This window comes from Massilia frigida (assembly GCF_011682175.1).
In the GTDB taxonomy this organism is placed as follows: domain Bacteria; phylum Pseudomonadota; class Gammaproteobacteria; order Burkholderiales; family Burkholderiaceae_D; genus Telluria_A; species Telluria_A frigida.
The window spans coordinates 1-15,081 of record NZ_WHJG01000006.1 but is presented as its reverse complement, the minus strand read 5'-3'; the positions used below and the strand labels follow the sequence as shown (position 1 = coordinate 15,081).

Below are 15,081 nucleotides of genomic sequence, written 5' to 3'. Positions count from 1 at the left end.
ACGACTCAACGAGGGGGGCAGTGATGAATCCGGAACGACTCCGCATATCCGCGTGGATCGCTGCCGTCCCAGCACGCGCCATCGATCAGCGTCGAACTGCGCATCGTTGACGACGGCACCAGGGTCCCGGTCATCTCCGCCGCTCCCTTGTACAAGTCGATCCGGTTGACGGCCTGCGCCTGCCCCAGGTAATCCGGCTCGTCCCTGAGCAAACCCCAGCGCCGCTGCTGCGTCATGAACCACATCCCGTCCGACAGATACGGAAAATTCACTTCGCCGTCGCCATGGAAACTGAGCGCCTTTTCATCGGTCCACTGGCCGCCCGCGCCATTGTCATACTGCCCCGCCAGGCGCGCCGCGATGGCTGCCCTGCCCGTATTCAGATACGCCGAGCCGGCCAGCACCGTGGCCGTCTGCTCCTTGTTGGCCCGGGAGGCCTCGATCCACCGGCTGGCATCGAGCACCGCCGCAATCATGGCGCGGCAGGTATCCGGATCGCTCGCGGCAAACGCCGCTGTCGTTCCCAGCACCTTGCCCGGGTGATCGGGCCAGATCTGCTGGCTGGTCACGGCCGTCACGCCCACGCCCTCGTCGATGGCGCGCTGGCCCCACGGCTCGCCGGCACAAAAACCATCGATCATCCCGGCGCCCAGGCTGCCCACCATCTGGGCCGGCGGCACCGTCAAGGCGCGCGCCTGGCGCAGCGGGTCGATGCCGTGCGCGGCCAGCCAGTAATACAGCAGCATCGCGTGATTGCCAGTGGGGAAAGTGTGGGCGAAGGTATAGCCGCGCGACAGGTCCCGCATCCGCTGCGCCAGGCTCGGCCCATCCAGCGCGCCCTGCTCCGCCAGCGCGCGCGACAGGGTCACGGCCTGGCCATTGCGGCTCAGGTTCATCAGGACCGCCATCGCCTGCTGCTGGCAGCCGATGCCCAGCTGCACGCCGTACATCAAGCCGTACAACACATGGGCGGCGTCGAGCGCGCCCGAGCCCAGCTTGTCGCGCACGTTGGCCCACGAGGTTTCGCGGCTGAGCACGATCCTGATGCCGTATTGACGGTCGAAACCGCACTCGGCCGCCATCACCAGCGAGGCGCAGTCGGTCAGCGGCATGAAGCCGATCCTGACCGTACGCAATTGATTTACTTTTGTCTCTGCCATACAGCTCCTTGCTTTCCTGTGGCCCGCGGCGAATTAACCGAGCAGATCCTCGACATCGAGGATGCGCTGGGCGATCTCCGCCAGCTTCAAATTCTTGTTCATCGCCATGCTGCGCAGTTTCTGGTAGGCCTGGTCCTCGGTCAGCCGGTGATGGGTCATCAGGAGGCCCTTGGCGCGGTCGATTACCTTGCGCTCGGCCAGCTTGTGGCGGGTCTCGTTCAGCTCGACCAGGAGCTTCTGCTCCTGGCGGAAGCGCGCCAGCGCCACGTTCAGCACCGGCTTGATGCGTTCGGATTGCAAGCCGGCCACGATGTAGGCCGACACGCCGGCGGCCATGGCCGCGTCCATGCTGCTGGTGGTGTCGTCCTCGGTGAACAGCACGATCGGGCGGCGCTCGTCGCGGGTGGCGATGACGATGTGTTCGAGCACGTCGCGCGCGTCCGATTCGGCATCGATGATGATCATGTCGGGTTGAAGTTGCGCGATCCTGTCGGGCAGATAGATATCGGCGGGCAGCGAAGCGATGATGTCGTAGCCCGATTCGAGCAGGCCGATGCGCAACGCGTTGCCGCGCAAGACCTGGACTGCCAGGGCGGCATCATGCTCGCCACCTTCCGGCACGATCGTATTGACGACGACAATGCGCAGCTTGCGAGGGGGTGGCGCGGGGGTTTTGGGCATTTTATTGGTTGGGAGTGAGGCCATGTCCTTACCAGACAAGCAAGATACGCGCCAACATGCCTCCCGCCGGCACGGCTGGCGGGAGGGAGGGGATGCGGGAGCGGGAGCGGGAGCGGGAGCGGGAGCGGGAATAGTTGCGCTTCCTCGCCTGCCTGGGATACATTGCTGTTTTTATATCCCTACATCCTGAAAGCCGACCATGCGCATGCGTTCTTCCCTCTTTGGCGGCCTGTTCCTGGCTGCGGCCCTGCTGGCGCCCGCTCTGGCCGCAGCCGACCCGACCATCATTTATCTGGTCCGGCACGGCGAAAAGGGATCGGCCGAGAAGGATCCCGCCTTGACAACCCAAGGCCAGGCGCGCGCGCGCAACATCGCCGCCATTCTCAAGTCAACCGGCATTGCGCATATCTACAGCAGTACGGCGCAGCGCACCCGCCAGACCGCCCAGCCACTCGCCACCGAGCTGGGATTGCAGGTGCACGTGTACGACCCTGCGCAGAGCGTCAAACTGGTCGAGCAAGTCAAGGCGACCGGCGGTACCACCCTGGTGGTCGGCCATTCGAATACCGTGCCCGAACTGGTGCGCCTGTTCGGCGCCAAACCGGTGAGCGATATCGGGGAAGATGAATTCGACCGGCTGTATCAGCTGATCGTGGATAAAGATGGCAGCGTGACGACGGTGTTGCTGCATTCCGCGGCGCCGTGACGGATGTGGAAGACGCTGCGGCCGGCGCATGCGGCCTTGGCGGGCATCGGATTGCCGCCGTCAGGGCCGTGCTTGCCCCCTTGCCTTCGCCAACGATCGAAAATTCAGAGCGAACATATCTGAAAATTCAACACCGTGCGCGCCGATGTGGGCGATATGACCTTTGACCAGAGCAACAATTCGAGGGATGGGTGGCGTTCTTCAATGGCCCCTGATCGTGAGGCCAGCTGAAACAGGCGCCAACGTGCCTTCTGGCTTTGCGATCAATGCGCCGTGACGTAGCCCGGCGGCTCGCTTGGCGCCTGGCTCAGGATCGTCTTCATCAGCGCCGCCTCCTGCACCGGGCTGCGGCCGAAAAAGCGCTTGAATTCGCGGCTGAACTGCGAACTGCTTTCGTAGCCGACCCGGTTCGAGGCGGACGAGGCGCTCATGCCCTCTTGCACCATCAACAGCCTTGCCTTGTGCAGGCGCGTGCTCTTGAGATACTGGATCGGCGACGTTTGCGTCACCGCCTTGAAGTTGGCGTGAAAAGCCGCCACGCTCATGCCCGCCTCGTGCGCCAGGGTCGGTACGTCCAGCTCGCCGCTGAAACCCGCATGAATGCGGCGCAAGGCCTTGCCAATCTTGCCAAACTGGCTGTGCTGGGCCAGCGCCGCACGCACCGCGCCACCCTGCTCCCCGGTCAGCACGCGGTACAGGATCTCACGTGTGATGCCAGGCCCCAACACGCGCGCCTCCACCGGGCACAACAGCACTTCGAGCAGGCGCAGCACGGCGTCGCCCATGGCGTCATCCATGGCGGTCGAACACATGCTCACCGGCGTGCTGTGGGCCGCCTGGGCGGGACCGAGCGCCAGCGCGAGCTCGGCAGCGACTGCCAGATCGATGTGCATCTTGAGCGCCAGCAGCGGCTCGGCTTCGCTGGCGTCGGTCTCGCTCTCGAAAGGCAATGGAACCGATAACACCAAAAACTGCTGGGCATCGTAAACGAAACTTTGCTCGCCCAGATAGCCCCGCTTGCGCCCCTGGCACACGATCACGATGCATGGCTCGTACAGCACGGGCACGCGCGGCACGGCCCGGTTGGCGCGCATGAACCGCACGTCGTCGAGCGCGGACGCGGTGTAGCCCTCGGATGGCGCCAGCCTGCCCAGCAAGGCGATCATGCGGTCTTGTCTGCTCGGCGGCGTTGGCATCGGCTTCTCTGTGGCGGGTTCGTCAGCCGCCAGTGTAAGCCGCATAACGCCTGCGCGCCAAGATCAAATCCTCGCGCAGGCTTGCCTGATTCTCTTGCGACGCCGCCAGATCGCGCCAGGACGGGGGGCGATACAGCAAGTTGGTGCACGAAAGGGAGGCCGCTGGCGCGCACCTTTTCCTCGCGACGAAAACGCGGCCCCCAGACCCGCCAGCGCTATCCACATTCCAACGACTCCTTGACCGTCCACTACATCGCCGTCCCTTTGCCCGCACTACTTACATCCTGGCTACTCCGTGACCGTCCGCCACCTCAGCTTCCCTCGGCCAGCGCTATACACAGGCCGACAACTCCGCGCCCGTCCGCTATCTCGCCTTAGTGCGCCATCCAGAGCGGCAGCGTCGATGTCCGAAGCAAGGTCCTGGTCGCGCCGCCAAGCAAGACTTCGCGAAAGCGCGAGCGACCATAAGCGCCCATCACGATCAGGTCGGCGCCCGCCTCGCCTGCCGCCGCCAGCAACACCCGCCCCGGATCGGCGTGGCTATCGACTTCACGAACGTTGACCCGGATTGCGTGCCGCGCCAGATACAAGGCAAGATCCGCCCCCGGCGTCGGGCCGTGCAGGTCGCCGTGCGCCCGTGCATCGGCCACCACAATATCGACCTGGCGCGCGCCTTGCATCAGCGGAATCGCACTGGCGATCGCGCGGCTGGCAGGGGCGCTGCCGTTCCAGCCGACCACAATCCGCTGTCCCAATGGCGATGCCGGGGGCGACGCCTGCGCCGCCGCAGGCACCACCAGCACTGCTTTGGCGGAGTTGAGCAGGACGTACTCGGGAAAATCGGCGCGCATACCCGGCACAGGATGCGCGGCATCGTGCCGGCCAATCACGACCAGATCGCAATAGCGCGCCTGCAAGCTCATGCCCAGCCCGATTTCTTCCTCCAGCCGGCGCCGCTCGACCGACAGCACGCCGAGCGCACTGGCGCGCTGTTCGAAAACGTCGAGCGCGCGGTCCGCCAGGCGGCGCAACTCGTCCAGCGGAGCCTGCATGGGCGGCAAGCTGGGATCGAGCCCGCTGAGCGCGAGCAGGCGCGGCGGCAGATTGGTCAGCGCCGTGCCGATCAAATGCGCATTGTGTTCGATGGCCAGCCGGGCTGCAGTGTCGATGCGCGCGGCGGCCTGAGCCGACTCGTCGACATGCACCAGGATTGTTTTATATGCCATGTTGGTCTCCCATAGTTTGGCATCCCGTCGCGAATCACCGCACCGTCCGTCCGGCCGGCAATAATGCGGGCCGATGCGACGCCTCGATAGGCGAACCCGTGCGGCCCAGGGGCAAGCGCCTCAAAACGACAGACTAGCCTTGTGCGCCTACCCGCATTTGCGCCCTGTCAAACGCGTTCGCCCGGCTACGCGGAACTTATCCGCGTCCGCGCAATACACGATAGCCCGTCAGAACACATGTCGCACACCAAGGTTAAAGGCGCTGTCGCCACTGCCGGGCTCCGTGTTGTTACCAACGGTGTAGCCAGCGCCGCGCTTGTTCCTGATGCGCGCATACGCCGTGTACAGGCTGGTGCGCCGCGACAGCGCATGGCTCAGCCCAACGCCCCACTGGTGCGCATCCTGGTTGTAGGCCGTCCTGTCATCCTTGCGGATATACGATGCCATCAGCGTCATCACGCCGAACGGGACCGAGACACCGAGCAGCATGTCGCGGCTATCGGTCGAGGCAGTGGGGCGCACGCCGCCATACGGATTACCGTTGTTGGGCAGTGGCGCGCCGTTGGTGCCCTTGTCCACGCCATACGCCGCATCAGCGCGGGCGACGCCAACATCGTAGTTTGCCGCCAGCAGCGTGTTGCGTCCGATGTCGCGGTCGGCGGCGGGCATTGGCGGCACGGCAGCCGCGCCGGCAGCCGCCGTGAGGTCGTGGTTGCGGTGCTTATAGGCCACGCGTGCATTGAGCCCACCCATGCTGTAACCCAGCGACACGCCGAACTGGCGTGCCGCTGCCGGGCTGCTCGCCGAGCGCGTACGACAACTCCCCCGTCACATCCATGATCTCCGGCATCGAATAGACGATGGCATTGCTGGTGCGCGTTTTCTGGCCGCCAGCCGGGGACAGGTTCTTCGCGCTACCGGCGTAGCCCCCGCCGAACGGGACCGCCACGCTGACCAGCGCAGTATAGTAAGGCGTGTACTGGCGCCCCAGGGTGGCCGCGCCATACTGCCGATGACGCGCCCCTACGTAGGCCTGGCGGTGGAACAGCGCGCCGGCGGCTTCCTGCTCGCCGGTGTCGAGCCGCACGCCCGCTTCCAGCAGGAAGTTGGCGCTCCAGCCCTCGCCCAGGTCTTCCGAGCCGCGCTAGCCGATGCGCGATGCCGAGCCGACCCCGCTGCTGACCCGCGCAAGGTTGCCACTGGCTCCGCCCTGTTCGCGCACTAGGCCGGCGTCAACAACGCCATACATGGTCATGGAAGACTGCGCACAGGCCCAGCCGCTCAATAAACCAGGCACGGCTGCTGCTACCACTGAGATGGATAATGTCATTGTGTGCTTCCCCGGTTGATGCTGCGTATATCCAGCCATCAAGAAACCTCCCGCTGCAAACTCGTCTGCCTGAACGATGCAGGCACGGTAAGATCGCCCTCATGGATAATTTAAGTCACTCCCTGGTTGGACTGGCCGTCGGCGAACTGGTTCACCGTACTTTGCCGGCGGAAGGCGATCCGGCCCAGCAGGGCACCCGGCGCCGCCTGATGCTCTTCTCTTGCTGGGCTGCCAGCAATTTTCCCGACCTCGACCTGGTGCTGAGCGGGCGCTTGCCCATGCCGCTGGGCTACCTGCTGCATCACCGGGGCCACACCCACACCCTGCTGCTCGAAGTGCCGCAAGCATTGCTGCTGATCGCGCTGCTGTGGATGCTGTGGCCGGGCGCGCGCACCCTGCTGCGCGCCAGCAAAGCGGCTCGCGCCGGACTGCTGGCAGCCGTCGGCGCCGGCTTCCTGCTGCACTTGGGAATGGATGCGTTGAACTCCTACGGCGTGCACCCGTTCTATCCCTTCGATGCGCGCTGGATGTATGGCGACATGGTGTTTATCCTGGAACCGGTGTTCTGGGTGGCCGGCGCCGTGCCGCTGGCGATGATGCTGGGCAGCCGCGTCTGGCGCGCGCTCCTGCTGGGCGCACTGGCCGCCACGCTCGCCTACTTCACGCTGCGCGGTTTCCTGCACTGGGGTTCGCTGACAGCCCTGCTGCTCTTCGGTGCCGGGCTCGCCCTGTTGCAACAGCGTGCCGGCAAGAACGGCAAACGCGCCTTGTGCGCCGCCCTGCTGGGCGCGGCCGGCTTCGTGAGCATGCAGGGCGCGGCGATGCAGCGCGGCAAAACCATCGTGGCCGACCACCTGCGCTTGCTCGATCCGGCCAGCACCCTGCTCGACACCGCCATGACGGCCTTTCCCGCCAACCCGGCCTGCTGGATATTCGTGTCGGCCGAACGCGATGCCGTCGCCGGCACTTACCGGCTACGGCGTGGCATGCTCAGCGTGGCGCCGGACATGCTCGCGCTCGATGCCTGTCCGGCGGCACTGTCCGAAGGCATGCGCGGACCCACGGCGCAGATCGTCATCGACTGGAGCCAGGAAACGTCGCTGGCGCGCTTGCGTACGCTACAGGCCAGCAACTGCCGCTTCGATGCCTGGCTGCGCTTCGCGCGCATGCCGGCGCTGGGGACGGTGACGGCGTTCGACGTCCGCTTCAGCAACACCCCGGCTGGCAACTTCACCACCTTGCCCATCGATGAGGCCAACCGCCAGCCCTGCCCCGCCGGCGTGCCGGCCTGGGGCTATCCGCGTGCCGACCTGCTGTAACACGGGACCGTGCTATGCTGTTTCCAAGCTAACCACCGCCGGATATCCCCGTGACAACACAGCGGTTTTCGCACATGGTCGGGCCGCGCACCTACGCGTTTCGCGACCTCAAGGACGTGATGGCACGCGCCTCGCCGGCCCGTGCCGGCGACCTGCTGGCGGGCGTGGCCGCCGCCAGCGCCGAAGAGCGGGTGGCCGCCCAGATGGCGCTGGCCGAGCTGCCGCTGCGCACCCTGCTCGAGCACCCCCTGATCCCCTACGAAGACGATGAAGTCACGCGCCTGATCGTCGACAGCCACGATGCGGCCGCGTTCGCCCCCATCGCGCATCTGACGGTGGGCGACCTGCGCAACTGGCTGCTGGGCGACGCGGCCGACAGCGCCGCCCTGGCCGCCGTCGCGCCCGGCATTACGCCCGAGATGGCGGCCGCGGTATCGAAGATCATGCGCATCCAGGATCTGGTGCTGGTGGCGCGCAAATGCCGCGTGGTCACGGCTTTTCGCAACACGCTCGGCCTGGAAGGCCGCATGGCCACGCGCCTGCAGCCAAACCACCCGACCGACGACGCCAGCGGCATCGCGGCCAGCATGCTCGACGGCCTCATGTACGGCAGCGGCGACGCCGTGATCGGCATCAACCCCGCCACCGATAACGTGGGCCAGGTCGTCACGCTGGTCGGCATGCTCGACGCCGTCATTGCCCAATACCAGATTCCGACCCAGTCCTGCGTGCTGACCCACGTCACCAACACCATCGAGGCGATCAACCGTGGTGCCCCGGTCGACCTGGTGTTCCAGTCGGTGGCCGGGACCGAGGCCGCCAACCGCAGCTTCGGCATCAACCTGGCGCTGCTGGCCGAAGCGCGCAGTGCCGCCCTGTCGCTGGGACGCGGCACGGTGGGCGACAACGTCATGTATTTTGAAACCGGCCAGGGCAGCGCGCTGTCGGCCAATGCCCACCACGGGGTCGACCAGCAAAGCTGCGAAGCGCGCGCCTACGCGGTGGCGCGCGCCTTCAAGCCGCTGCTGGTGAACTCGGTGGTCGGCTTCATCGGCCCGGAATACCTGTACGACGGCAAGCAGATCATCCGCGCCGGCCTGGAAGACCACTTTTGCGCCAAGCTGCTCGGCTTGCCGATGGGTTGCGACGTTTGCTACACCAACCATGCCGAAGCCGACCAGGACGACATGGACGTGCTGCTGACCATGCTGGGAGCGGCCGGCTGCAATTTCGTGATGGGCGTGCCGGGATCGGACGACATCATGCTCAACTATCAAAGCACGTCGTTCCACGATGCCCTGTACGCGCGGCGCGTGCTGGGTTTGCGCGCCGCGCCCGAATTCGAAGCCTGGCTGCACCGCATGCAGATCTTTTGCGGCGATGGCGCCGCGCAACTGCCGGACGCCCTGGCACCGGCCTTTCAACCAGCCTTGCTGCGCTTATGAACCTTCCCAAACATGTGCTGTCCAACCCATGGCAAGCCTTGCGCGGACTGACGCAGGCACGTATCGCGCTCGGGCGCAGCGGCGTGAGTGTCCCCACCTCGGCGCAGCTTGATTTCCAGCTGGCGCATGCGCGCGCGCGCGATGCGGTGCACATGGCGCTCGATGCCGGTGCGCTGGCGGCGGCGCTATCCGGGGACGGGCACGCTTGCCTCACCGTGCACAGTGCCTGCCCGCACCGCGCCACTTACCTGCAGCGCCCAGACCTGGGCCGCGTGCTCGATGCGCCTTCGCGTGCCGCGCTGGCCGCCGCAGCACCGGCCTCGTGCGACCTGGTGCTGGTCATTGGCGATGGCTTGTCGGCGCTGGCCATCGAGCAGAACGCGCAGCCCTTCCTGGCTGTGCTGCTGGCACGATTGCAACAGGAGCAATGGCGTATGGGACCGATCGTGATTGCCAGCCAGGCGCGCGTGGCCATCGGTGACGAGATCGGGGAGTTGCTGAACGCACGCGCGGTGGCGGTGCTGATCGGCGAGCGCCCCGGGCTCAGTTCGCCGGACAGCATGGGCATCTACATGAGCTGGGCGCCGCGCGTTGGCTTGAGCGATGCCGACCGCAACTGTATTTCGAATGTGCGGCCGGCCGGGCTGGGCTATGACGAGGCCGCGTACAGATTGCACTATTTGCTGACGCAGGCGCGCCAGCGGGGGATGTCGGGCGTGTCGCTCAAGGATGACACGGTTGCCGATGCCGGTGCGCTTACAGCGGGGAAAGGGAATTTTTTGCTGCGCTGATGGCGCCGGGGACAACGTAGTTGATTCACCCTGTCGCTCCCGCTATTGGCGTCACCGGCTTCGCAGAAAGATGGAAGATCCACTACGCGCACCATCGCCCCCCGCTGCCGCCACAAGCACATAGCTGTCTGGCCCCGGGGAGTGCGCACAGGTTTTATCTGAACCTGTGCAGGGAAACCCGCCGTCCGGCCCGCGACGGCAAATTCAACGGGAAGGCGCCAGCGACGACCCTTAACGCCGCGCGCAGACCAGCCGCTGGCCGACGTTGAACTTGAGGATCATCTTGTCGCGCGATAGCTCTTCCACGCGCAAGGTATCGGCCACGTTCGCAAACTGAATCGCCAGCTGGCCGTCGCGGTACATCCAGCGGCCAGGCGACACCCTGTTTTCATAGCGCATTTCCAGCGTGCGGTCATCCTGGAAGGAAATCAGCACCGAGGTCCCGCCTATCGTATCGTGGCAATGCCATGCGCCCACCACCATGTCGCCATTCTGTGCGCTTTGAGCAGGATTATCCTGCGCGCGTTCCGCGCTCATCTTTCCGATCAGCCCGCCGCCGCTGCGCGTGCGCATGCTGCCGATCCATTCGGCCGGCGCGGCGAAATTCAGATTCTGTCCCGTGCGCATCTGGAAAGTGACGATCCCGACCAGCCGGCCGGAACTGTCGAACAGCCCGCCGCCGCTCGATCCGGGCGACACGGGAGCCGTGGTCTGGATCAAGGTGCCGCCGTCAAGCGGACGCAGCGACGACACGATGCCGTCGCTGATCGTCAAATCGAGCCCGTGCGGAGCGCCGATGGCAATCACGCGCTGGCCGGTGCGCACCTCGCTCGAGGCGCCGATCACCACCGCCGGGGCACTGAGGCCCTTGACCGACAGCTTGCACAGGTCGCGTTCTTCATCGGCCACGGCGACGCTCGCCTCGTAGCTGTCCTGCCCCAGCTTGACCTGAAGGCGCGAGCCCGCCAGCGCCACGTGGCAATTGGTAATGATCGCGTCGCCGCCCAGGGCAACGCCGCTGCCGGTCCCGACCAGGGTGCTCCCCTTGTACATATTAATGCGCGCGACATACGGCGACAATTTGGCGAACAGGTCTTCCATGCCCATCGCGCCGGACGAGCCGCCGGCGGCCGGCGCCTGCATCGCCTGCGGCTGGGCAGCGAACTGATCGGTGCGCCCGCCGCTATCCTGCATCAGCACCGGGGTCGCGCCCTGAGTGGCGCCTGTGGTGGCAACGACCGGCGCTGCGGCCGGCGCGCGGCCCTTGGCAAAGTACACCAGTCCGGCCACCAGCAGGCCGGCAGCTAGGCCATAGCGCCAGTCGAGGCTGAAACCTTGTTGCGAGGGCGCCTGCTCGACGCTGCGCGTCAGCGGCGGCGCAATCTGGCTGCGGTCGTACATGGCGCGCTTGTCGGTGTTCGACAGCACGGCATACGCTTCGCGCACCAGGACCCAGTCGTTGCGGTCGTACGAACCGCTCTGGAACGCCGCATGCAAACGCGCGTACGCCGCAGCAATCTCTTCAGAACTGGCGAGGGGATCGACACCAAGAATGGTGTACAGCGTTCGTTTCATGTGCAGCGTCTCCGACAGAAACGACGATGATAGCGTAAATATCATTCATTATCATAGCCGCGAGGAAATATTGCTTTTTCTTCGTCGCCAGCGTGACACAGCGGGCATCGCTGGCCCGCTGTTCTTTCCCTATTCGCGCTGCTGCTGCGGCGCCCCGGCATCCGGCTCGGGCGGTGGCGGCGCGGACGGCGGCAGCGGTTGCGGCAGCGCTGGCAAGCCGGATGATGGCTCGGCACGCTCGCCATCCATCGGTGCTTCCGCGCCGTTTTCCATATCGTCCGGCTCGGGTGCGGGCGGCGGCAGTGGCGCCACGCCTTCTTGCTGCATCTCGCCCGCTTCTTCGTCGATATCGCCCGGATTTTCTTCCTGCACCACCGGTGCCGGACGGCGCCCGCCCGGGAAGACGGCAGCGGCATCGACCTTGCCGTCGGCAATTGCGGCCTTGAAGAAGTCGCCTACCACGAGCAGCGCATTGTGTCCGCCCTGCCCCCAGTAACTGCTGCGCATGGTGACGCGGTTGTCGTTGAAGCCGACCCAGGCGCCCGCCACCAGCTTGGGATGCATCATGATGAACCAGCCGTCGGTATTGTTTTGCGTGGTGCCGGTCTTGCCGGCGACGTCGCCATTGATGCCGAAGCGATAGCGGATGCCCGTGCCCGTGCCGCGGTTGATCACCCCGCGCATCATGTCGATCAGGTCGGCGGAATTCTGCGCCGACATCGCCTGTTCCGACTTCGGATCGCCGAAATGCGCCACCACCTTGCCGGAACGGTCGGTGATGCTGGTGACGAACACCGGCTTGCGGTATTGCCCCTGGGCCGCGATGCTGCTGTAGGCGTTGACCATTTCCAGCAGGGTCACGGGACTGGTGCCCAGCGCCAGCGAGGGGACCGATTCGAGCTTGCTGTTGCGAATGCCGAGGTCGCGCGCCAGCTTGATGATGCCGGGCAGCCCGACATCCTGCATGACCTGGGCCGTGATCGTGTTTTTGGAAAACACCAGGCCTTCGCGCATGGTCATCATGTTGCCGCTCGATCCGCTCATGTCGGTCGGGCGCCAGATGGTGCCGTCGCCGGCCTTGATATTCGTCACGGCGTCGCGGTAAGGCCGATTCGGCGCGAAGCCTTTTTCCAGCGCGGCACCGTACACGATCGGCTTGAAGGTCGAGCCGGGCTGGCGCGCGGCCTGCACCACGTGGTCGTACTGTTCTTTATGAAAGTCGCGGCTGCCGATCCATGCCTTGATGTGGCCGGTCTCCGGGTCCATCGCCACGAAGCCCGTTTCCAGGCGCGTTTTTGCGGCGCGCAAGCGGGCGATGAAGGCGCGGTCGGTCTTGAGCCGCTTGAGCGCCACCGCTCCGGTATCGCCGCTTTCGATGGCTTTTTTGTACTCGGGCGTTTCGCGGATGAAGGCATTGACCAGCGTCCCTTTGGAGCGCCAGAAATAGTCGAAGGGCGTGACCGAGCCGTGCATGCCGGCGTAGGCGCCGGCCGAGCCGGCATTGCCGCCGTCGGGCTGCGACCATTCGACGTCGGCGATGATCTGCAAGGCATTGCCCTGGCGCTCGACGGCCTTCATGGCCGCTTCCTGCAAGGCGTAGTCGAGCGTGGTGTGGACCACCAGGCCGTCGCGCTCGACGTTGTAGTCGTTCTCGTCGGCCCATTCGAGCAGCCACTTGCGCACGTAGGCGGTGAAGTGGGTATCGGTCGGGCTGCGCTCGGCCTGGCGCGAAAAGGAGACCCGCAGCGGCTTCTTGCGCAAGCTGTCGTAGCGCTTGTCATCGAGCATGCCGTGCTTGCGCATCTGGGACAGCACCACATTGCGGCGCTGCACCGAACGCTCGGGATTGTTCACCGGATTGTAGTAGTTGGTGCCCTTGAGCATGCCGACCAGGGTGGCGCTTTCCAGAATGTCGAGCTTGGCGGCGGTGGTATCGAAATAAGTGCGCGCCGCCATTTCGATGCCGAACGTGTTGTACAGGAAAGGCACTGTGTTCAGATAGGCTTCCAGGATCTCGTCCTTGCTGTAGGCCGATTCGATCTTGACCGCCGTGATCATTTCCTTGATCTTGCGGTTGAGGTTGCGCGAACGGCCTATCTCTTCCGGGAACATATTGCGCGCCAGCTGCTGGGTAATGGTCGAGCCGCCCTGGGCGTCGCCGCCGAGGGTGTACACGACCGAGGCCAGGGTGCGCTTGTAATCGATGCCGTGGTGATCCTTGAAGCGGTGGTCTTCGGTGGCGATCAGGGCGGCGATCATGTGCGGCGAAATTTGCGCCAGGGTCACGCGTTCCTGCAAGCCTTCTTCAAAGCTGGCCAGCTCCTTGCCGTCGGCCGCGACCAGGATCGACGCCTTGGCGGCACGCGCCTGCTTGAGACCGGCCACGCCAGGGGTGAACGGCAGCAAGATCAGCACCCACACCAGCAGCAACGACAGGGGGACGCCGACGCACCACAGCAGCGCCAGCCCGACGCGCTTATACGGCGGCTGCGCCATCAGATACACGCGGCCGCGCCGAAGCCGCTCGCCTGCCGCGCGCAGGCCCTGTCCCAGCCGTCCTTCCAGATTGCGATCGTCACCCACTGTCACTTCCTTGCTTAATAGTCATTAACTTGCCTGACAGTATATCCGAGGGGGCATGGGCGCACGAGCCGATCGGCGGGTAAGGCGCGTACGAGCCTAGTCCTGATAGCCGGAGGTGGATTTGTCCTACGCCGATATTGCCAGTGCGCCTACTCCCCGCACGACTGAGGCCGCCTATCATGAACTTTCTGCTACAAGACAGGCAGCCAGGAAAGATCCCAGCCACCCGGTAGCGCGATAGTTACCACAGAAAATATCAGGAGCACATCATGAGAACCTCATCGTCGACCACACGTAATACGCCCAAGGCCATCCCCGGCGGCCAGGAAGCCCAGGACGCGATTGCGCTGCTGACCGAAGACCACGAGAACGTCAAGCAGATGTTCGAGCAGTATGAAGGCCTGGGCGAGCGCGCTCATGCAACCAAGAAAAAACTGGCCACGCAGATCTGCACCGAACTGACCAAGCACGCAACGGCCGAGGAAGAAATTTTCTACCCGGCCGTGCGCGCCGCGACCAAGAAGAGTGAAGATCTGGTCGACGAGGCTACTGTCGAGCATGCATCAGCCAAGGACTTGATCGCCCAGATCATGGACATGGAAGCGACCGAAGACCTGTTCGATGCCAAGGTAAAAGTGTTGTCCGAGATGATCGAGCATCACGTCAAGGAAGAGGAGAACGAGATGTTCCCGCAGGCGCGCGCGGCCGGCCTGGATCTGGAAGCGCTGGGGCAGCAGATTGCCGAGCGCAAGGCCCAGATCGCGGTATAAGCCAGGTTTTTCCCTGCGAAGGCGGATTGGCATGCGCTTCCTCCGCTGCCCGCTGGCGTCAGCGCGGGTTGTCGGGGAACCGTTTGCCATGCTACGCCAGGACCCCTGGGTGGGCGCCTTCGCGCACGTCGTTTCTGCCAATGGCAGGAACGACGGTGCCGGGGTTGGCATCAGAAGCGCGCCGGGGCGGGGTCCGGCGCGCGCCCCCCCCGGCGCCGCGGGGCGCGGGCCCCCGGTGCGGGTGCCCCCGCCGCCGCGGGCGCAAGTGGGGCGGGGCGGCGGCGCCGGGGGCCGGGGCC

The 15,081-nt window shown here is 65.4% G+C and carries 11 protein-coding genes and 1 pseudogene; 5 read left to right on the top strand and 7 right to left on the bottom strand.

From position 1 onward, the window contains the following. Positions 1–5: 5 nt before the first annotated feature. On the bottom strand, positions 6–1,160 hold the full coding sequence (locus F2P44_RS07950) for a CmpA/NrtA family ABC transporter substrate-binding protein (RefSeq protein ID WP_167086176.1): 1,155 nt from the start codon (positions 1,158–1,160) through the stop codon (positions 6–8). A gap of 33 nt (positions 1,161–1,193) precedes the next feature. After that, positions 1,194–1,841 (bottom strand): ANTAR domain-containing response regulator, encoded by a 648-nt coding sequence (locus F2P44_RS07945; protein WP_167086175.1) that lies wholly within the window; start codon positions 1,839–1,841, stop codon positions 1,194–1,196. A gap of 205 nt (positions 1,842–2,046) precedes the next feature. On the opposite strand from F2P44_RS07945, the gene F2P44_RS07940 reads away from it, so the two are divergent. Further along, a complete protein-coding gene (locus tag F2P44_RS07940; protein WP_229423447.1) occupies positions 2,047–2,547 on the top strand; it encodes a SixA phosphatase family protein in 501 nt (166 codons plus the stop codon). Positions 2,548–2,810: 263 nt separating this feature from the next. Here F2P44_RS07940 and F2P44_RS07935 read toward each other — a convergent pair whose 3' ends face one another. The 3 genes and pseudogenes from F2P44_RS07935 to F2P44_RS07925 all read right to left on the bottom strand — a co-directional run bounded on the left by F2P44_RS07935 (position 2,811) and on the right by F2P44_RS07925 (position 6,299). Then, entirely contained in the window at positions 2,811–3,743 is a 933-nt protein-coding gene (locus F2P44_RS07935; RefSeq protein WP_167086174.1) for an AraC family transcriptional regulator, read from the bottom strand. A gap of 374 nt (positions 3,744–4,117) precedes the next feature. Further along, positions 4,118–4,969 (bottom strand): universal stress protein, encoded by an 852-nt coding sequence (locus F2P44_RS07930; protein ID WP_167086173.1) that lies wholly within the window; start codon positions 4,967–4,969, stop codon positions 4,118–4,120. A 228-nt stretch (positions 4,970–5,197) separates the two neighbouring features. Next, positions 5,198–6,299: pseudogene (locus F2P44_RS07925) on the bottom strand (porin). Between the two features lie 101 nt (positions 6,300–6,400). On the opposite strand from F2P44_RS07925, the gene F2P44_RS07920 reads away from it, so the two are divergent. From F2P44_RS07920 to eutC, 3 genes are all read left to right on the top strand, one after another. After that, complete coding sequence (locus tag F2P44_RS07920; RefSeq protein ID WP_167086172.1) at positions 6,401–7,618, top strand: metal-dependent hydrolase; 1,218 nt, start codon at positions 6,401–6,403, stop codon at positions 7,616–7,618. Between the two features lie 74 nt (positions 7,619–7,692). Then, on the top strand, positions 7,693–9,063 hold the full coding sequence (locus F2P44_RS07915) for an ethanolamine ammonia-lyase subunit EutB (RefSeq protein WP_167086350.1): 1,371 nt from the start codon (positions 7,693–7,695) through the stop codon (positions 9,061–9,063). After that, positions 9,060–9,854, top strand: coding sequence for an ethanolamine ammonia-lyase subunit EutC (gene eutC / locus F2P44_RS07910; protein WP_167086171.1), 795 nt, complete (start codon positions 9,060–9,062; stop codon positions 9,852–9,854). Before F2P44_RS07915 ends, eutC begins: the two co-directional genes overlap by 4 nt. Before the next feature lie 231 nt (positions 9,855–10,085). On the opposite strand, the gene F2P44_RS07905 is transcribed toward eutC, so the two are convergent. Further along, entirely contained in the window at positions 10,086–11,429 is a 1,344-nt protein-coding gene (locus F2P44_RS07905) for a trypsin-like peptidase domain-containing protein (protein WP_167086170.1), read from the bottom strand. 129 nt (positions 11,430–11,558) lie between these two features. Next, on the bottom strand, positions 11,559–14,012 hold the full coding sequence (locus tag F2P44_RS07900) for a penicillin-binding protein 1A (RefSeq protein WP_370662648.1): 2,454 nt from the start codon (positions 14,010–14,012) through the stop codon (positions 11,559–11,561). Positions 14,013–14,281: 269 nt separating this feature from the next. On the opposite strand from F2P44_RS07900, the gene F2P44_RS07895 reads away from it, so the two are divergent. Then, positions 14,282–14,782 (top strand): hemerythrin domain-containing protein, encoded by a 501-nt coding sequence (locus tag F2P44_RS07895; RefSeq protein ID WP_167086169.1) that lies wholly within the window; start codon positions 14,282–14,284, stop codon positions 14,780–14,782. The last annotated feature ends 299 nt before the right edge of the window (positions 14,783–15,081 follow it).